Below are 16,522 nucleotides of genomic sequence, written 5' to 3' on the forward strand. Positions count from 1 at the left end.
TCCCATCTTGCGTGAGACACTGGTAACGACAACCGACGGAAAGGACGATGCGCATCAACCTCCCCACCTGGCTGACCCTGTTTCGCGTGGCACTGCTGCCGGTAATGGTGGTGGTGTTCTATCTGCCGTTTCGGGGGCACAACATCACCGCCGCGATCGTTTTCCTGCTGGCCGCCGTCACCGACTGGCTGGACGGCTACCTGGCACGCCGGCTCAACCAGACGTCCGCGTTCGGCGCATTTCTCGATCCGGTCGCCGACAAGCTGATGGTGGCGGTGACGCTGTTCCTGCTGGTCGAATCCCATCGCGGCGGCTGGCCGGGCATCCTGATGGCGGTGACGGCGGCGGTCATCGTGGGCCGCGAAATCAGTATCTCTGCGCTGCGCGAATGGATGGCCGAGATCGGCATGCGCGCCACGGTCAAAGTGGCGTTCGTCGGCAAGCTCAAGACCGTCATGCAGATGTTCGCGTTGGTGGTGCTCATCGTGCAGCACGAGAAGGAAGCCGAGGCGCTGCGGCTCTATCACATCGGCGAAGGACTGCTGGTGATTGCCGGCGGGCTGACGATCTGGTCGGGCATGCACTACCTGCGCGCGGCCTGGCCGATGCTGCGCGGGGCGCCGCCAAAGCAACCCGGTGCCGGCAAGCGCGCCGAGTCTTGACGAGTTCGTTTTCGCCGCTAAAATGCGCGGCTCCGATGCGGGAATAGCTCAGTTGGTAGAGCACGACCTTGCCAAGGTCGGGGTCGCGAGTTCGAGTCTCGTTTCCCGCTCCAGTTTCTTCTCGAAGCCCCGGCCTTGCCGGGGCTTCGTCGTTTCCGGCAGCCGCTACGGAAACATGCAAAAACCGCGGCCGGGGCCTTCACATCCTGACGGGTTCTGCTATCCTTTCCGACTCTGACGCGGGAATAGCTCAGTTGGTAGAGCACGACCTTGCCAAGGTCGGGGTCGCGAGTTCGAGTCTCGTTTCCCGCTCCAGTTTCCGCAAAACCTCGGTTCACCGGGGTTTTGTTTTTTTTAAGCGGATCGCAACCATGCGTTCCGCGCGCGATGGCCAGGTGGCAGAGTGGTCATGCAGCGGCCTGCAAAGCCGTGTACGCCGGTTCGATTCCGACCCTGGCCTCCATTGCGCGATCGTCGAAGGCCCGCCCCGGCGGGCCTTTTCGTTTGGCGCGCTTCGAACCTCTGGTGCCCACTTCGCGCGACATCTTCCCGCGGCCACGGCGAGCATCCGCCCGCAAGCGGGCTCCTACAGAGGTAGGCGGGTGCTACGATCCTTGGCCTTATGCCCGGATGGCGAAACTGGTAGACGCAAGGGACTTAAAATCCCTCAGCCGAAAGGCTATGCGGGTTCGACCCCCGCTCCGGGCACCATCGACGACTCCATTCATGTCCAATTCGCACATTTCAGATGTCACGGGCCACTACAAGGCGGCCTCTTCGGCGGCGCGCGAGTCCGGGCCCGCGGGCGGGAATTCGGGTGCCCCAGGGGCATTGACGGTTCTGCTGGTCGAGGATGATGCGCTCATCCGCATGGACGCCGCCGACATGTTGCGGGAGATGGGTCACGAGGTACTGGAAGCCGAATACGGACCGGACGCGGTGGCGCAGCTTCGCGAGCGGTCTATCGACGTCCTGGTGACCGACGTGGGATTGCCGGGCATGTCGGGCACCGAGCTTGCCGAACGTGCACGCCAGCTGCAGCCGGATATCGGGCTGGTCTTCGCCACCGGCGACACGGAGCTGGAAAGCCGGGAAGGGCGGCCGCGCGCTGCGATCCTCTGCAAGCCCTACGACAGCGTGAGTCTGGCCGAAAGCGTACGTCGCGCACTGACGCGTCCCTGAATCGCCAAAAGAAAACCGGCACCTGCGCTTGCGCGTCGGTGCCGGTTCGCATGGCATCGGGTGGATGCCGTATTGGTGGAGGTGGCGGGAGTCGAACCCGCGTCCGAAGGCGCTTGACGCCCGGTACTACATGCTTAGCTCACCGTTGGATCTCGTCCCGCGACAGCACGATGTGCGAAGCGCATCGAAGGACCAGCCCGCTTGATTTGACCCTGAGCCGACGGGCGGCAGCTTCGGGCGATCCCGTGATAATGACCCTACATCCACGAGCACAGGCACAAGTGGGTTCGGGGCTAGGCCTTAAGCGGCCAGAGCGTAGTTGTCGTCGTTGGCAACTATGAGTTTGCGGCTGGATTTACGAGGAAAGCTGCCCCCTCGGCATGCACCAAGCCATCTCACTACCCCCGTCGAAGCCAGGACACCCCCGGGGACAATCTGAGCTGGTCAGTCGAACAAGTATATGGGGCCGGCACGGCCCGCTTCAATGCGCGCGCCGGCGACCGTTCAGACCTCGCGGTTGTGCGCGCGCATGGTGCGCTGCTTCTCGCGTTGCCAGTCGCGTTCCTTCTCCGCATCGCGCTTGTCATGCGCCTGCTTGCCACGGGCCAGGCCGATCTCGACCTTGACCTTGTTGCCTTTCCAGTACATCGCGATCGGGACCAGCGTGTAGCCCTTGCGCTCGACCGCGCCGATCAGCTGGTCGATCTCCTGCTTGTGCAGCAACAGCTTGCGGGTGCGCCGGTCCTCGGCAATGACGTGGGTCGATGCGCTGATCAGCGGCGGGATCGACGTACCCACCAGGAAGATCTCGCCCTTGAGCACGACCGCGTAGCCGTCGCCGAAATTGATCCGGCCAGCACGCAATGCCTTCAGTTCCCAGCCCTGAAGCGCGATGCCGGCCTCGTAGCGCTGGTCGATGTGGTACTCGTGGCGGGCGCGCTTGTTGAGCGCGATCGTCCCGCCGGCGTGTTTGTCCTTGTCCTTCGCTTTTGCCATGTCCGCTAGACTTGCGCCTTTGCGGTGCGCCGGAAGCCGTCGCACCCGAATGATGGAAGAGGTAGCCGTGATCGAAATCCGACGAAGCGCGCTGGTTAATTACACCCCGGCGCAAATGTTCGATCTGGTCAACGACGTGGAAGCATACCCAAAGCGCTTCGCCTGGTGTGCCGGAGCGCAGGTGCTCCAGCGCGAGGGCGACATGCTGGTGGCGCGGCTCGATCTCAGGTACGCAGGGCTCAAGCAGAGCTTCACCACCCGCAACACCACCGAACCGCCGCGGCGCCTGCACATGCAACTGGTGGAGGGGCCGTTCCGCAGCCTGGACGGGCTCTGGGAATTCATCCCGCTCGGCGAACAGGGTTGCAAGATCGCTTTTGCGCTAGATTTCGTTTATGTGGGCCTGGGAGCCACCGCGATCAAGCTGGGCTTCCAGGCGCTGGCGAGCAAGATGGTCGACGATTTTGGCCGCGAGGCCCGGCGCGCGTATGGCTGAGATCGCGGTGGAAGTGGTGCTCGCGCTGCCTGGACGCACGCTGCTCAAGCGACTGGTGCTGGACTCGGGCGCGACCGTATGCGACGCGATCGCGGCGGCGCAGCTGGGCCAGGACAGCATCCAGGTCGATCTGCAGCGGGTGGGCGTGTTCGGCCGCCGCGTACCACCGGAGCATCGGTTGCGCGACGGCGACCGGGTGGAAATCTATCGGGTGCTCGTGGTCGACCCCAAGGAGGCGCGGCGTCGCCGCGCCCGCTGACGTCAGCGCGTGCCGTCGTCGGGTGGCGTGGAGCCGCTGTCCTCGGTACCGCTGGTGTTCTTGTCGCCCTGGGTTTCGTCGACCGGGTAGGTGACGTGGTACTTCTTGCTGTCCTCCAGCATCTTCTGCGGATCCTGCGCAAAGAAGTCGCCGTCGGTGCGTACCAACGTGTCGTTGTTGAAGGTCAGCGTGAACGTGCGGATCTTGATCTTGCCGCCACGGTGCTGCTGGGTGGACACGTAGTCCCAGCGGTTCTGGTTGAACGGGGTATGGACCGAAGGCGAGCCCAGCAGCACCAGCACCTGGTGCTTGGTCATGCCCGGCTTGAGCTGATCGACATCCTTCTTGTCCAGGAAGTTGCCCTGCTGCACGTCGGGAACATAGACCAGTCCGCAGCCCACCAGCGAGAGCGCCAGCATGGCGGAACCGAGCGTGCGAATCAGCTTGTGCATGCGTGTTTGCGTCCGGATCGTGAAGGTGTCGATGATACACTAACGGCCTTGGTACGCCGTGCTTGGAGCTAGCTATGGAACAGGAAACCAGAGAGCTGCGCCGGGTCGGCCTGAAGGTCACCCACCCGCGCATGCGGATCCTGCAGATCTTCGAGGAGGAGGGCGTCCAGCACCTCACCGCCGAAGATGTCTACAAGAAGCTGCTGGCCGAACAGGAAGACATCGGCCTGGCAACGGTCTATCGCGTGCTCACCCAGTTCGAGGCCGCGGGCATCGTGGTCAAGCACAACTTCGAGGGCGGCCAGGCCGTCTACGAGCTTGACCGCGGCAAGCACCACGACCACATGATCGACGTAGACAGCGGCAAGGTCATCGAGTTCGTCAGCGAGGAGATCGAGCGGCTGCAGCAGGAAATCGCCGCCAAGCACGGCTACGTGCTGGAGGATCACAGCCTGGTGCTGTACGTGCGGCCCAAGAACAAGGCCCGCTGAGCCTGGAAACCCAGTAGGGGCCCGCTTGATGGCGAGGTTCCCGGGTAGGTGATAAGCATCGCCCGCAAGCGCGCTCCTACAAGAGCGCCGCGGTGGGTCCAAAAAAAAGCCGCGGGAGGACTCCTGTCCACCCACGGCTGATCCGTTACCACATAGCGCCTCGGCAGTGCGAATTGCTCGCTGGCCGGGTGGCGCCGTTGGTACCGGCGGAACGGCATCCTGCCGTTCTTCGTGGCCACCGTCCCCACGGTGACCACGGCACGCCATCTTGCGATGGCGGCTCCCCCACATCGATGGACTGATGCTAACGAGCTGTTCACGACTTCGGTATTGGAAAAATTCCTATGCCAGGCGACCGGGTTCATGGCTTGGCATGCTGCCCCGCAACAAAACGCGCAGGTGGACGCCCTGGCGGTCGGGTCGTAGCCGGAACAGGCCACCCAGCGACGTGACGCGGTCGCGCATGCCTTGCAGGCCGCGGCCCCCGCGGGGCAGGCGGCTGGGCAGGCCCACGCCGTCATCGCGGATGTCGAGCAGGGCCAGCACGACCCCATGGCGTTCGCCGATACGCAGGCGCAAGCGGAATTCGCTGGCCTGGGCGTGCTTGACGGCGTTGGTCGCGCTTTCCTGTACCAGTCGGTACACCGCGATGCGGGTGTCTTCGTCCAGCAACCGTGGATCGCCGCGCATGTCGGTGTGGAAGAGAATGCCGGCAGTGGTCAGCAGGTCGCGGATCGGGCCTTCGTCCAGCGCGCGCAGCAGGCCGAACTCGTCCAGAACGGCCGGGCGCAGGTCGTCCAGCAGGCGGTGCAGGGCGCGGCGCATGTAACCCAGGATGGTGTTGATCGAGACGCTGATGTCGTCCAGCCCGGCCTGGCGCAGCCGTACCTGCGCCAGCTTCATGTGGGTCTGGATGGCGGTGATGTTCTGTCCCAGTTCGTCGTGCAGTTCGGCGGCCATGTGCCGGCGCTGGTTTTCCTCCGCCTGCAGGTTGCCCCGGGCCGCATCGCGCAACTGGCGCGCGAGCTGGTCCAGGCGGCGGTTGACCGCACCCAGGTAGACGTTCTGCTCGGCGACCCGTTCGCTGCTGCGGCGCAGGGCATCGGTCGCCGCCCCGAGCATCAGGGCGCCGGTGCCGGCAACGGCCAGGAACAAATAGCCGGCCGCGCTCTGTGCATGACCTGGCTGATGGTCGACCGCGGTCATGCCGAGGCACGAGATCAGCATCGCCAGCGTCGCGCCACGCCAGCCGTGGCGAAAGGCGAAGAACAGTACGGGTGCCAGCGACAACACGCGGGCGAACTCGGGCTGGGGTGCGGCGTGCTCGGAAAGCATCAGCAGCAATGCCATTGCCGGCAGCATCACCAGCAACCCGTCCATCACTAGGCTGGCGACCATTTTCCGGTTCGGCCGCGCGCGCAGCAGCATGATCGACAGCGGCGCAACCAGCAGCACGCCAAGGTAGTTGCCAAGCAGCTCGCGGCCGAGTGCGCGCACCATCGCCGCGGGAGCCGCGCTTTGGTGGAGCAGGGCCAGCAGCACCGCATCGGTCGCCGCCACCGCAACCACCACGAGCACGGCCGATAGCAGCAGGCGTGTGGCTTCTTCCGGGTCGCGCAGGCTGGCGTGCAGGTTGACTCGGCGCAGCAGCCACAGGCCGATCGCCATGACCAGCGGCTCGGGCAGGTCGCCGATGATGAAGGTTTCCCAGCCCATCGGTAGCCCGGAGCGCAGGTCCAGGATCACCGTCGCCGCCAGTTCCAGCCCCAACGGCCAGAACCACTGTCGCACCGGTACGATCAATAGTGCGGCGAAGCGCAGCCCGAAGGGCAGCATCCAGTAGGGTTGCTGCGTAGGCAGCAACGCCAGCCACAGCAGCACGTAGATGACGCCCAGCAGCGGGCCGGAGTCAGGCAAGGAAAAGGGCTTCGATCGCATGCGGCGATGGTACATGCGACTGCTGCCTGCCCAGCGCAGGACGGGCGTTTGGGCAGGGGTTGCCGGACTCTTATAGACTCAGGAAGCTAGGGCCGGACGCGGGGGCGTCCGAAGCGGTCGAGCCGTATCAAGGCGCGCCGCCCGAAAAACAGAAAGTCAGCGGGGCAGCATGTACAGCATCGTTCTGGTCGACGACCACGCCATCGTCCGCGAGGGGTTCAAGCGGCTCATCGAGCTGGAGCCGGACCTGGAGGTGATTGCCGAATGCCGGTGCGCCGACGACGCGGTGGACGCGATCAACCAGCGCCGGCCCGACCTTGTCGCACTGGATCTCTCGCTACCCGACGGCAGCGGCCTGCCGCTCATCGAGCACCTGCACAGCCTGGCGCCGGACACGCATATCGTGGTGCTGAGCATGCATGACGGCGAGCCTTACGTTTCCGAAGCGTTGCGCCGTGGCGCCAGTGGCTACGTCACCAAAGGTGCCGCGCCGGAAGAGCTGGTGGCGGGCCTGCGCCAGGTGATGCAAGGCGAGACGTTCCTCAGTTCGGATCTGCGCCAGCGCCGTGCCGAGCGGCCCAGCGAGGCACTCGATCCGGTCAACCGGCTGACCGCGCGCGAGCGTGAGGTATTCCTGCTGCTCGCGGCCGGCAAGGCGCCCAAGCAGGTCGCGGCGGCGCTGGGGGTGGGGCAGAAGACCATCTATATCCATCGCGCGAGCCTGATGGGCAAGCTTGGCGCAGGCTCGGAACTGGATCTCTACCGGATGGCCAGCGAGCGCGGGCTGTTGTCCGAGCGGAAGAACTAGCCTGTTTTCGCAGGAGCCCGCTTGCGGGCGATGCTCTTGGTCCCTGCCGGGCAAGAGCATTGCCCGCAAGCGGGCTCCTGCACGTCAGTCGCGCGATCAGGCGCTTTGCGCGCGCTCCAGCATCTGCCTGGCGTGGGCGCGTGTTTCGCGCGAAATCTCCACGCCGCCCAGCATCCGCGCCAACTCGTCGCGGCGTCCCGCGGCATCCAGCTTCTCGATCTGCGTGCGCGTGGTGTCGCCGTCGCTGTGCTTGCTCACCCGCAGATGCGCGTGGCCTTGTGCGGCGACCTGCGGCAGATGGGTGACGCACAGCACCTGGCGTTCGCCGCCAAGCGCACGCAGCTTCTGCCCGACCACCTCGGCTACCGCGCCGCCGATGCCGGTGTCGACCTCGTCGAATACCATGCAGCCGATCGTGTCCTTGCCCAGCGTGGCCACCTCGATGGCCAGGCTGATGCGCGCCAGTTCGCCACCGGAAGCGACCTTGCGCAGCGCGCGCGGCGGCTGGCCGGGGTTGGCGCTGACCAGCAGCTCGCAGCGCTCGCGGCCCTGTAAGTCGGGCTCGTCCCCGTCGACCGGCTCGAGTTCGACCACCAGCCGGCCACCTGCCATGCCCAGTTCGCCCATCAGTGCGCTGACTTCCTCGCCCAGGCGCGCGGCGGCCGTGCGGCGGGCGAGGCCCAGGGCGTCGGCGGCCTTGGCGTAGTCGCGTTCCAGTCGTGCGCGTTCGGCGGCGAGCCGCTCGAGCGCATCGCCGGCGCCTTCCAGTTCGGCCAGTTCCATCTGCAGAGCGCCCAGCCGTTCGTGCAGCTCGGCGACCGGCAGGCGATGCCGGCGCGCCAGCTCATGCAGGCGGGTGAGGTGGGCGTCGACCTCGGCGTAGCGTTCGGGATCGAGATCGACGTCCTGGGCGTAGCGGGAGAGGCCGTCGGAGGCCTCGCCAAGCTGGATTTCGGCGTTGTCGAGCAGCTCCAGCAGCGGCGCGAGGCGCGGATCGAGCGCAGCCAGTTTGCCCAGTTCGCCATGCGCGCGGCCGAGCGCCCTGCGCAGGGCAAATTCGCTGTCGCCGTCGAGCAGTTCCACCACGCCCGAGGCGCCCTCGGCCAGCCGGCCGGCGTTGGCCAGACGTTTGTGGTTCGCTTCCAGTTCGGCCAGTTCCGCCGGCGGCAAGGCCCAGCGTTCGAGATCGCCGGTTTCGTGACGCAGCAGTTCCAGCCGCTGCTCGCGGTCGTCGCCGCCGCTGAGTTTGCGGATGCGCGCGCCCAGCTCCCGCCATTGCGTGGCCAGCGCACGGACCTGCGCGACCTGCTCTTCGTTCCCGGCGTAGGCGTCGAGCAGGTTCAACTGGTGGCTGCGCGAGAGCAGCGCCTGGTGCTCGTGCTGGCCGTGGATTTCCACCAGCAGGGTCGCCAGCTCGCCAAGTTGGCTGGCGTTGGCCGGCCGGCCGTTGATCCAGGCGCGCGAGCTGCCTTCGGCTCGGATCACACGTCGCAACTGGCAGGCTCCTTCGTCGTCCAACTCTTCCCGCGCCAGCCAGGCGCGGGCCTCGGGAAGGGCGGTCAGGTCGAATTCGGCGATCAGTTCGGCGCGGTCGCAGCCTTCGCGCACCATGCCACTGTCGGCGCGCGCGCCGGCCAGAAGCATCAGCGCGTCGACCAGCAGCGACTTGCCGGCGCCGGTTTCGCCGCTGACCACGGTCAGGCCGGGCCCGAAGGCGACCTCGGCTTCTTCGACGACGGCGAAATGGCGGACGTAAAGGGAAGTGAGCATGGCGTGGAATTGTACGGGCAGAAGGGACGCGCGGGCGCGGCTACCGCCGCGACCGGTGTTCTTGCAAACTCGGCGGCGACACCTTATTTCTGTCCCGTCTCACCGTTTGCCACAGCGAATGACCCGACCTCACGACCTCGACGCCCGCGCCCGCCGCCTGCTGCGCACCCTGATTGCGCAGTACCTGGCCGACGGCGAGCCGGTGGGGTCGCGCACGCTGTCCCGCTCCTCCGGCCTGGACGTGAGCCCGGCGACGATCCGCAACATCATGGCGGACCTTGAGGACGCGGGCCTGGTCGCCTCGCCGCACACGTCGGCAGGTCGCGTGCCCACGCCACGCGGCCTGCGGCTGTTCGTCGACAGCCTGATCGAGTTGCAGCCGCTGCCGCGCGAGGAGATGGCCCGGCTCAAGCGCGAGCTGCCCCCTGGCCCCACGACCACGCGTGACCTGCTTGGCAACGTGTCCACCCTGCTTTCGGCGATGACCCACTTCGCCGGCGTGGTGACGGTGCCGCGCCAGGGCGATTTCCCGCTACGGCATATCGACTTCGTTCCGCTGCCGGACGCCCGGGTGTTGGTCATCCTGGTGTTCTCCGACAACCAGGTGCAGAACCGCATCGTGCAGCTGGGCAAGCCGCTGGACAGCCGCGAGCTGGAGCAGGCGGCCAACTACCTCAACACGCATTTCGCCGGGCTTCGCGTGGACGACATCCGCGCGCACCTCCTGCGCGAGCTGCGCGAGGCGGGGAGCGAACTCAACCGCCTGGTTGCCAGTGCGACGGAACTGGCAGCCGCCTCCTTTGCCCCTCAAGGGGGCGGGGACGACGTCCTGGTGAGTGGCCAGACCAACCTGATGGGCTACGCGGAACTGGCCGACCTGGATCGCCTGCGCGAGCTGTTCGAAGCGTTCCAGAAGAAGAACGAGTTGCTGCAACTGATGGAAGTGTGCGCCCGGGCCCCGGGCGTGCGCCTGTTCATCGGCGAGGAATCGGGTTTTGCCGCGCTCGATGGCTGCAGCGTGGTGACCGCCAGCTACGGCGTGCAGGGCAGGGTGCTGGGCGCGGTCGGCGTGATCGGACCTACCCGCATGGCCTACGACCGGGTGATTCCGGTGGTGCAGGCGACGGCCGGATTGCTCAGCGACGCCTTGAATCGCGCCGCGACGTCCCTATAACCGCCCCGGAGGGCGGGTTTCCCGCGTTTTATGGCGGTCGGCACTCAAGGTGCCGGCCCGGACATTCGTTTGGAGTAACGCATGCAGAACAACGAGCAGACGCCGGACCAGGTGCAGGAATTAGGTTCTTCCGAGGCGCAGGGGACCGAGGCGCTGCAGGCGCGGATCGCCGAGCTGGAAGCGAGCAACGCCGAGTTGCGCGAGTCCGTGCTGCGCGAACACGCCGAGCTGGAAAATCAACGCCGGCGCCTGCATCGCGACCTGGAACAGGCTCGCCGTTTCGCCAACGAAAAGCTGCTGAACGAGCTGCTGCCGGTCTACGACAGCCTGGAGCGCGGCCTGGCGATCGAAAGCGGCGACGCGGCCGCCGTGCGCGAAGGCCTGGCGCTGACCCTCAAGGCGCTACTGAAGGTGGCCGAGAGCCACGGTCTGGTGCAGGTGGACCCGGTCGACCTGCCGCTCGACCCGGAACGCCACCATGCCGTGAGCATGGTCGAGGCGCCCGGCAAGGCGCCCGGTACCGTGGTGAACGTGCTGCAGAAAGGCTACGTGCTCAACGACCGGCTGCTGCGTCCCGCGCTGGTCGCCGTGGCCAGGGATTGACGCGTCACTCGCTGAACACACATACGGCCCCGCGGCATTGAATCGCCGGATACGGGCCACCATCTGGAAAACCATCGCGGCCGCGGGGGCCGCCTAGAAAGCATTGGAGCTGAACACTATGGGCAAGATCATCGGCATCGACCTGGGTACCACCAATTCCTGCGTCGCCGTGATGGACGGCAGCACCGCGAAGGTGATCGAGAACGCCGAGGGCGATCGCACCACGCCGTCCATCGTCGCCTTCAGCAAGGACAACGAAGTCCTGGTGGGCGCGCCGGCCAAGCGCCAGAGCGTGACCAACCCGAAGAACACCTTCTACGCGGTCAAGCGCCTGATCGGCCGCAAGTTCACCGACGCCGAGGTCCAGAAGGACCTGCACATCGTGCCCTACGGCATCGTCGCCCACGAGAACGGCGACGCCTGGGTGCAGACTTCCGACGGCAAGAAGATGGCGCCGCAGGAAATCTCCGCCAAGGTGCTGATGAAGATGAAGAAGACCGCCGAGGACTATCTGGGCGAGCCGGTCACCGAGGCGGTGATCACGGTGCCGGCCTACTTCAACGACAGCCAGCGCCAGGCGACCAAGGACGCCGGCCGCATCGCGGGCCTGGAGGTCAAGCGCATCATCAACGAGCCGACCGCGGCCGCGCTGGCCTACGGCCTGGACAAGAAGGGCGGCGACCGCAAGATCGCGGTCTACGACCTCGGTGGTGGCACGTTCGACGTGTCGATCATCGAGATCGCCGAAGTCGACGGCGAGAAGCAGTTCGAGGTGCTGGCCACCAACGGCGACACCTTCCTCGGCGGCGAGGACTTCGACAAGCGCGTGATCGACTACCTGGTCGACGAGTTCCAGAAGGACCAGGGCATCGACCTGCGCAAGGACCCGTTGGCGCTGCAGCGCCTGAAGGACGCGGCCGAGCGCGCCAAGATCGAGCTCTCCTCCGCGCATCAGACCGAGGTGAACCTGCCATACGTGACGGCCGACGCCTCGGGCCCGAAGCACCTGAACATCAAGCTCACCCGCGCCAAGCTCGAAGCGCTGGTGGAAGACCTGGTCAAGCGCACCATCGAGCCCTGCCGCATCGCGCTCAACGACGCCGGCCTGCGCGTCTCGGACATCAACGAGGTGATCCTCGTCGGCGGCCAGACCCGCATGCCCAAGGTGCAGGAATCGGTCAAGGACTTCTTCGGCAAGGAGCCGCGCAAGGACGTCAACCCGGATGAGGCCGTGGCCGTGGGCGCGGCGATCCAGGGCGGCGTGCTGGGCGGCTCGGTCAAGGACGTGCTGCTGCTGGACGTCACCCCGCTGTCGCTCGGCATCGAGACGATGGGCGGCGTGATGACCAAGCTGATCGAGAAGAACACCACCGTGCCGACCAAGGCCGCGCAGACCTTCTCCACCGCCGACGACAACCAGACCGCGGTGACCGTGCACGTGCTGCAGGGCGAGCGCGAGCGCGCCAGCGCGAACAAGTCGCTGGGCCGCTTCGACCTGTCCGGCATCGACCCGGCGCCGCGCGGCATGCCGCAGATCGAGGTCACCTTCGACATCGACGCCAACGGCATCCTGCACGTGTCGGCCAAGGACAAGAAGACCGGCAAGGAACAGAAGATCGAGATCAAGGCCGGCTCGGGCCTGTCCGAGGAAGAGATCCAGCGGATGGTCGCCGACGCCGAGGCCAACAAGGAAGAGGACAAGAAGTTCCACGAACTGGTCGCCACCCGCAACAAGGCCGACCAGCTGGTGCACGCCACCCGCAGCGCGCTGAAGGAGCATGGCGGCAAGGTCGGCGCGCAGATCGGCTCCATCGAGGAGGCGCTGTCGGAGCTGGAGAAGATCAAGGACGGCGACGACAAGGCGCAGATCGAGGCCAAGATCGAGAAGCTCGAACAGGCCGCGCAGGCGCTCTACGCCGCGGCCCAGGGCGGCGGCGCGGAGGCCGGCCCGCAGGCTGCCCCGGGCGGCGGCTCGGCCCAGCCCGACGACGTGGTCGATGCCGAGTTCACCGAGGTCAAGGACGAGAAGAAGTAAACGAGGGAACGCGGCGCAGCCGATGAAGCAGCCCGCGCCGGCTATCATGTCGCGCGGGCTGCCTGCTGATCGGCGGCCAGATCTGGATCAGGGGTGTGGTTGAAGTCATGAATGCAGCAACGGGCAAGCGCGATTACTACGAGGTGCTCGGTGTCGAACGCACCGTCACCGAAGTCGAGCTGAAGAAATCTTTTCGCCGTCTGGCGATGAAGTACCACCCGGACCGCTGCCCGGACGACCCCACCGCGCAGGAGAAATTCAAGGAGGCCAAGGAGGCCTACGAGGTCCTCTCCGATGCGCAGAAGCGCGCCATGTACGACCAGCACGGCCACGCCGCCTTCGAGGGCGGCATGGGCGGTCGCGGTGGTTTCGGCGACATGGGTGACATCTTCGGGGACATCTTCGGCGATATCTTCGGCATGGGCGGCGGCGGCCGCGGCCGTCCTCGTCGGGGCGCGGACCTGCGCTACGTGATGGACCTGGATCTGGAAGAGGCGGTCTTCGGCGTCGAGAAGACGATCGAGATCCCGACCCAGGTCAATTGCCACCATTGCAATGGCAGCGGTTCGGCCGACGGCAAGACCACGCAGTGCAAGACCTGCCATGGCCATGGCCGCGTGCGCATGCAGAACGGCATCTTCTCGATCCAGCAGGCGTGCCCCCATTGCGGAGGCAGCGGCCAGACCATCGAGAAACCCTGCAAGGCGTGCCATGGCGAAGGCCTGCTGGAGGAGCGGCGCACGCTGTCGGTACACATCCCGGCCGGTGTGGACAACGGCGACCGTATTCGTCTTTCCGGGCAAGGTGAAGCCGGCCCAGCCGGTTCCGAGCCGGGCGACCTGTATGTCGATGTACGCGTGCGTGAACACGCGATCTTCCAGCGCGAAGGCAACGATCTGCACTGCGAAGTGCCGATCCGTTTTTCGCAGGCGGCGTTGGGCGCCGAACTCAAGGTCCCGACACTGGAAGGCGAAGTGCCGGTGTCGATCCCGCCGGAAACCCAGACCGGCCAGACCTTCCGCCTGCGCGGTCGCGGCGTGAAGTCGGTGCGCTCCGGCCGTGTCGGCGACCTGCTCTGCCGTGTCGTGGTGGAAACCCCCGTGCGTCTGACTCGCGAGCAGCGCGAGCTGCTGGAGAAGCTAGAGGCCACCTTCAGCGAAGGCGACCCCGACGCGCACACACCGCGTGCCAAGAGCTGGGTCGACGGGGTCAAAGAATTCCTCTCCCGCGTCACTTCGTAAGCCCGGCAGCCCTTCGCCGCGAATCAGCGCCCTCTCGCCACCAGGGAGAAGGTTGGGGCGTGGGGCGGCGCTCGCGGGGGTGTAGCTTCCTTCCGAGACAAATCTTTGCTCTTGGCGGGCAATGACCTCTTCGGCTCGACCTGAACTTGCCGCGAGTCCCGGCCCCTCACCGGCCCTCTCCCCGCAGGGAAGAGGGAGCAGAGCAGGCGCTATTGGCGGCATGCGCAGTCGCCCCCTCCCGGTTACGCTACGCGTCCCAGCACGCACGGAACCACGCGATGAGCCGACCGCTACGCCTTGCCGTCAACGGCGCCACCGGCCGCATGGGACGCGTATTGCTCGAGCTGCTGCGTGACGACGCGCGCTTCGAGGTCACCTCGGCGCTCACCGGGCTGGGCATGCCGCAACTGGGCGAGCGCGCCTGGCATGACCGCGCCGCGCCGTGCTTCCAGGTGGAATGGCCGCAGGACCGGCCGGACGTGGTGATCGACTTCAGCGGTCCGGGCGGGCTGGCTTCTGCGCTGGATTACTGCACCGCCCACGGCACGGCGCTGGTCAGCGGCACCACCGGGATCGACGCCGCGCTCAAGGCGCGCGTGGCGCAAGCCGCTTCACGGATCCCGCTGATGCATGCAAGCAACTTCAGCCTCGGCGTGGCCGTGCTCACCCGGCTGCTTCGCGAGGCCGCCGCAGCCTTGCCGCAATGGGACCTGGAGATCATCGAAGCCCATCACCAGCGCAAGACCGACGCACCCTCGGGCACCGCGCTATCGCTCGGGGAGGCCGCCGCGGCGGCGCGCAACACCACGCTTGCGCAGGATGGCGTCGCCGGTTCGCGCGAGGGGCCGCGTCGCGCAGGCTCCATCGGTTTCGCGGTCGTGCGGGGCGGCGACATCGTGGGGGAACACACCGCCATGCTGATCGGCGCGGGCGAGCGCGTGGAACTGGCCCATCGCGCGACCGATCGCAGCATCTTCGCGCGCGGCGCGATCGAAGCGGCACATTGGCTGCACGACCAGCCTCCAGGTGCCTACGATCTTGAAGCACTGCTGGCTGCGCGACTGGGCGCCTAGCCCGCAGGGTGGGCTTTGAGTCCACCCATCCTGCACGGCCGCGGTGAGCTGAAGCCCACCCTAGGGGCGGCGACGCTTGTTCCACCCGCGGTCCGCCGGTACCATTTCCCTCTTGTCATTGGGGAGTAGCCATCCTCACCGCGAAGGCATTCAGCCTTCGTCCCCCGAGGAATCCGCGTCAACAGACTTGGAGCCAATGCTCCATGGCGTGGATGGCCGCACCGCCGGAAACCGGCGGGTGGTGCCCGGCGAGACCTTTGGCCACGATGCGCTCGAACCCTCGCCGGGCGAGCCGCATCGTCGCGCCATCGGTTTTCCGCTCGCCCGGCCGGATACGTGTTGATGCTCACCGCCTTGTGGTTCCTGCTCTCCGCCGGCGCGATCTATGCCGCCTGCGAGTATTTCGTCAATGGCATCGAGTGGTTGGGCCGCAAGTTTCGGCTTGACGCCACGGCGACCGGTACGGTGCTCGCCGCGTTCGGCACCGCATTGCCCGAAAGTGCCGTCACTTTCATCGCCGTGGTGTTTGGACACACGCCCGAGCAAAAGGGTATCGGCGTCGGGGCGGCCCTCGGCGGACCGCTGGTGCTGGGCACGATCGCTTATGCGGTCGTCGGCATTGCGCTTTGGAGCAACCGGCATCGGTTGCGACGGCCCGACGCAGTGGTGAAGGTCGACCACGCACGGCTTGCGCGCGACCAGCGCTGGTTCCTCTCGATCTTCGTGGTCAAGTGCGCTCTGGGCCTGGTCGCGTTCGCGCTGAAGCCGTGGCTGGGCGTATTGTTCATCGGCGCCTACGGCTTGTACGTCTGGCGCGAGCTGAAGACCGGCGACATGGCGGCGGACGAGGAGGAGCTCGAACCGCTGAAGTTCCAACCCCACGCGGCCGATCCGGCGATGTGGCGCGTGGCCTTGCAGAGTGGGCTCGCGTTGGTGGTGATCGCGATCGCCTCACGTATCTTCGTCACGCAGATCGAGGTGATCGGACTGGCCTTCGGCCTGTCCGCGCACGTCGTGGCGCTGGTCCTCAGCCCGGTGGCGACCGAGTTGCCTGAAACGGTCAATGCGCTGATCTGGGTCCGCCAGGGCAAGGAGCGGCTGGCGCTGGCGAACATCTCCGGCGCCATGATGATCCAGGCGACCATTCCCAGTTCGCTGGCGCTGTTCTTTACGCCATGGCTGTTCGACCTGCCGCTGATCGTGGCCGGCGTGTTGACCACGGTGGCGGTCGGCTACTTGTGGTGGCTCTTCCAGCGCGGGCACGTCAAGGCGCGCTGGCTGGTACCGGTGGGCCTGCTCTACGGCGTGTTCGCCGCGTTCGTGGCCTGGCACCTGGCCTGAG

At 66.6% G+C, this 16,522-nt stretch carries 16 protein-coding genes, 4 tRNA genes, 1 other RNA gene and 1 riboswitch; of the genes, 16 read left to right on the forward strand and 5 right to left on the reverse strand.

What is annotated here, in order from left to right; genetic code table 11:
• Nucleotides 1-47 precede the first annotated feature (47 nt).
• From pgsA to J7I44_RS15555, 6 genes are all read left to right on the forward strand, one after another.
• On the forward strand, nucleotides 48-662 hold the full coding sequence (gene pgsA / locus J7I44_RS15530; protein ID WP_209622899.1) for a CDP-diacylglycerol--glycerol-3-phosphate 3-phosphatidyltransferase: 615 nt from the start codon (nucleotides 48-50) through the stop codon (nucleotides 660-662).
• Between the two features lie 37 nt (nucleotides 663-699).
• Nucleotides 700-775, forward strand: a tRNA-Gly gene (locus J7I44_RS15535).
• 126 nt (nucleotides 776-901) lie between these two features.
• Nucleotides 902-977: transfer RNA gene (locus J7I44_RS15540), tRNA-Gly, on the forward strand.
• 74 nt (nucleotides 978-1,051) lie between these two features.
• Nucleotides 1,052-1,125, forward strand: a tRNA-Cys gene (locus J7I44_RS15545).
• Nucleotides 1,126-1,286: 161 nt separating this feature from the next.
• Nucleotides 1,287-1,373 (forward strand) — tRNA-Leu (locus tag J7I44_RS15550).
• A 15-nt stretch (nucleotides 1,374-1,388) separates the two neighbouring features.
• Nucleotides 1,389-1,844 (forward strand): response regulator, encoded by a 456-nt coding sequence (locus tag J7I44_RS15555; RefSeq protein ID WP_209622900.1) that lies wholly within the window; start codon nucleotides 1,389-1,391, stop codon nucleotides 1,842-1,844.
• A 73-nt stretch (nucleotides 1,845-1,917) separates the two neighbouring features.
• On the opposite strand, the gene ssrA is transcribed toward J7I44_RS15555, so the two are convergent.
• Nucleotides 1,918-2,270, reverse strand: a transfer-messenger RNA (tmRNA) gene (ssrA, locus tag J7I44_RS15560).
• 78 nt (nucleotides 2,271-2,348) lie between these two features.
• Nucleotides 2,349-2,840 (reverse strand): SsrA-binding protein SmpB, encoded by a 492-nt coding sequence (gene smpB, locus J7I44_RS15565; protein WP_209622901.1) that lies wholly within the window; start codon nucleotides 2,838-2,840, stop codon nucleotides 2,349-2,351.
• 67 nt (nucleotides 2,841-2,907) lie between these two features.
• On the opposite strand from smpB, the gene J7I44_RS15570 reads away from it, so the two are divergent.
• Entirely contained in the window at nucleotides 2,908-3,336 is a 429-nt protein-coding gene (locus J7I44_RS15570) for a type II toxin-antitoxin system RatA family toxin (RefSeq protein WP_209622903.1), read from the forward strand.
• Complete coding sequence (locus J7I44_RS15575) at nucleotides 3,329-3,595, forward strand: RnfH family protein (protein ID WP_209622905.1); 267 nt, start codon at nucleotides 3,329-3,331, stop codon at nucleotides 3,593-3,595. Before J7I44_RS15570 ends, J7I44_RS15575 begins: the two co-directional genes overlap by 8 nt.
• A 2-nt stretch (nucleotides 3,596-3,597) precedes the next feature.
• Here the strand turns inward: J7I44_RS15575 and J7I44_RS15580 are convergent, their stop codons facing one another.
• The gene (locus J7I44_RS15580; RefSeq protein ID WP_209622907.1) at nucleotides 3,598-4,047 is read right to left on the reverse strand and encodes an outer membrane protein assembly factor BamE; all 450 of its coding nucleotides are present in this window, start codon (nucleotides 4,045-4,047) and stop codon (nucleotides 3,598-3,600) included.
• A 74-nt stretch (nucleotides 4,048-4,121) separates the two neighbouring features.
• Here J7I44_RS15580 and fur point away from each other — a divergent pair, with 74 nt between their 5' ends.
• Nucleotides 4,122-4,538: a ferric iron uptake transcriptional regulator gene (fur, locus tag J7I44_RS15585; protein ID WP_209622909.1), complete on the forward strand. Its 417-nt coding sequence runs from the start codon at nucleotides 4,122-4,124 to the stop codon at nucleotides 4,536-4,538.
• Between the two features lie 342 nt (nucleotides 4,539-4,880).
• Here the strand turns inward: fur and J7I44_RS15590 are convergent, their stop codons facing one another.
• Nucleotides 4,881-6,476: an MASE1 domain-containing sensor histidine kinase gene (locus J7I44_RS15590; RefSeq protein ID WP_209622911.1), complete on the reverse strand. Its 1,596-nt coding sequence runs from the start codon at nucleotides 6,474-6,476 to the stop codon at nucleotides 4,881-4,883.
• A 169-nt stretch (nucleotides 6,477-6,645) separates the two neighbouring features.
• Between J7I44_RS15590 and J7I44_RS15595 the strand changes: the two genes are divergently transcribed.
• Nucleotides 6,646-7,284: a response regulator transcription factor gene (locus tag J7I44_RS15595; RefSeq protein ID WP_209622913.1), complete on the forward strand. Its 639-nt coding sequence runs from the start codon at nucleotides 6,646-6,648 to the stop codon at nucleotides 7,282-7,284.
• 96 nt (nucleotides 7,285-7,380) lie between these two features.
• On the opposite strand, the gene recN is transcribed toward J7I44_RS15595, so the two are convergent.
• Nucleotides 7,381-9,054 (reverse strand): DNA repair protein RecN, encoded by a 1,674-nt coding sequence (gene recN / locus J7I44_RS15600; RefSeq protein ID WP_209622915.1) that lies wholly within the window; start codon nucleotides 9,052-9,054, stop codon nucleotides 7,381-7,383.
• A 118-nt stretch (nucleotides 9,055-9,172) separates the two neighbouring features.
• Between recN and hrcA the strand changes: the two genes are divergently transcribed.
• The 6 genes from hrcA to J7I44_RS15630 all read left to right on the forward strand — a co-directional run bounded on the left by hrcA (nucleotide 9,173) and on the right by J7I44_RS15630 (nucleotide 16,521).
• Nucleotides 9,173-10,228 (forward strand): heat-inducible transcriptional repressor HrcA, encoded by a 1,056-nt coding sequence (hrcA, locus tag J7I44_RS15605; protein WP_209622917.1) that lies wholly within the window; start codon nucleotides 9,173-9,175, stop codon nucleotides 10,226-10,228.
• A gap of 81 nt (nucleotides 10,229-10,309) precedes the next feature.
• The gene (gene grpE, locus J7I44_RS15610) at nucleotides 10,310-10,831 is read left to right on the forward strand and encodes a nucleotide exchange factor GrpE (protein ID WP_209622919.1); all 522 of its coding nucleotides are present in this window, start codon (nucleotides 10,310-10,312) and stop codon (nucleotides 10,829-10,831) included.
• Nucleotides 10,832-10,949: 118 nt separating this feature from the next.
• Nucleotides 10,950-12,866: a molecular chaperone DnaK gene (gene dnaK / locus J7I44_RS15615; RefSeq protein WP_209622921.1), complete on the forward strand. Its 1,917-nt coding sequence runs from the start codon at nucleotides 10,950-10,952 to the stop codon at nucleotides 12,864-12,866.
• A 107-nt stretch (nucleotides 12,867-12,973) separates the two neighbouring features.
• Nucleotides 12,974-14,107: a molecular chaperone DnaJ gene (dnaJ, locus tag J7I44_RS15620; protein WP_209622924.1), complete on the forward strand. Its 1,134-nt coding sequence runs from the start codon at nucleotides 12,974-12,976 to the stop codon at nucleotides 14,105-14,107.
• A gap of 278 nt (nucleotides 14,108-14,385) precedes the next feature.
• Entirely contained in the window at nucleotides 14,386-15,180 is a 795-nt protein-coding gene (dapB, locus tag J7I44_RS15625) for a 4-hydroxy-tetrahydrodipicolinate reductase (protein WP_209622926.1), read from the forward strand.
• A gap of 108 nt (nucleotides 15,181-15,288) precedes the next feature.
• Nucleotides 15,289-15,454, forward strand: a riboswitch (yybP-ykoY riboswitch).
• Between the two features lie 68 nt (nucleotides 15,455-15,522).
• On the forward strand, nucleotides 15,523-16,521 hold the full coding sequence (locus J7I44_RS15630; protein WP_209622928.1) for a sodium:calcium antiporter: 999 nt from the start codon (nucleotides 15,523-15,525) through the stop codon (nucleotides 16,519-16,521).
• Nucleotide 16,522: the final 1 nt, after the last annotated feature.

Source organism: Frateuria flava (assembly GCF_017837635.1).
Taxonomy (GTDB): Bacteria; Pseudomonadota; Gammaproteobacteria; order Xanthomonadales; family Rhodanobacteraceae; genus Frateuria_A; species Frateuria_A flava.

Bases quoted from the DNA above. Each gene is read 5' to 3' on its own strand.
- recN (WP_209622915.1), bottom strand. From the start codon at position 9,054: ATGCTCACTTCCCTTTACGTCCGCCATTTCGCCGTCGTCGAAGAAGCC.
- J7I44_RS15555 (WP_209622900.1), top strand. From the start codon at position 1,389: ATGTCCAATTCGCACATTTCAGATGTCACGGGCCACTACAAGGCGGCC.
- fur (WP_209622909.1), top strand. From the start codon at position 4,122: ATGGAACAGGAAACCAGAGAGCTGCGCCGGGTCGGCCTGAAGGTCACC.
- dnaJ (WP_209622924.1), top strand. From the start codon at position 12,974: ATGAATGCAGCAACGGGCAAGCGCGATTACTACGAGGTGCTCGGTGTC.
- J7I44_RS15575 (WP_209622905.1), top strand. From the start codon at position 3,329: ATGGCTGAGATCGCGGTGGAAGTGGTGCTCGCGCTGCCTGGACGCACG.
- J7I44_RS15595 (WP_209622913.1), top strand. From the start codon at position 6,646: ATGTACAGCATCGTTCTGGTCGACGACCACGCCATCGTCCGCGAGGGG.
- dapB (WP_209622926.1), top strand. From the start codon at position 14,386: ATGAGCCGACCGCTACGCCTTGCCGTCAACGGCGCCACCGGCCGCATG.
- dnaK (WP_209622921.1), top strand. From the start codon at position 10,950: ATGGGCAAGATCATCGGCATCGACCTGGGTACCACCAATTCCTGCGTC.
- J7I44_RS15580 (WP_209622907.1), bottom strand. From the start codon at position 4,047: ATGCACAAGCTGATTCGCACGCTCGGTTCCGCCATGCTGGCGCTCTCG.
- J7I44_RS15590 (WP_209622911.1), bottom strand. From the start codon at position 6,476: ATGCGATCGAAGCCCTTTTCCTTGCCTGACTCCGGCCCGCTGCTGGGC.
- hrcA (WP_209622917.1), top strand. From the start codon at position 9,173: ATGACCCGACCTCACGACCTCGACGCCCGCGCCCGCCGCCTGCTGCGC.
- J7I44_RS15630 (WP_209622928.1), top strand. From the start codon at position 15,523: ATGCTCACCGCCTTGTGGTTCCTGCTCTCCGCCGGCGCGATCTATGCC.
- pgsA (WP_209622899.1), top strand. From the start codon at position 48: ATGCGCATCAACCTCCCCACCTGGCTGACCCTGTTTCGCGTGGCACTG.
- smpB (WP_209622901.1), bottom strand. From the start codon at position 2,840: ATGGCAAAAGCGAAGGACAAGGACAAACACGCCGGCGGGACGATCGCG.
- grpE (WP_209622919.1), top strand. From the start codon at position 10,310: ATGCAGAACAACGAGCAGACGCCGGACCAGGTGCAGGAATTAGGTTCT.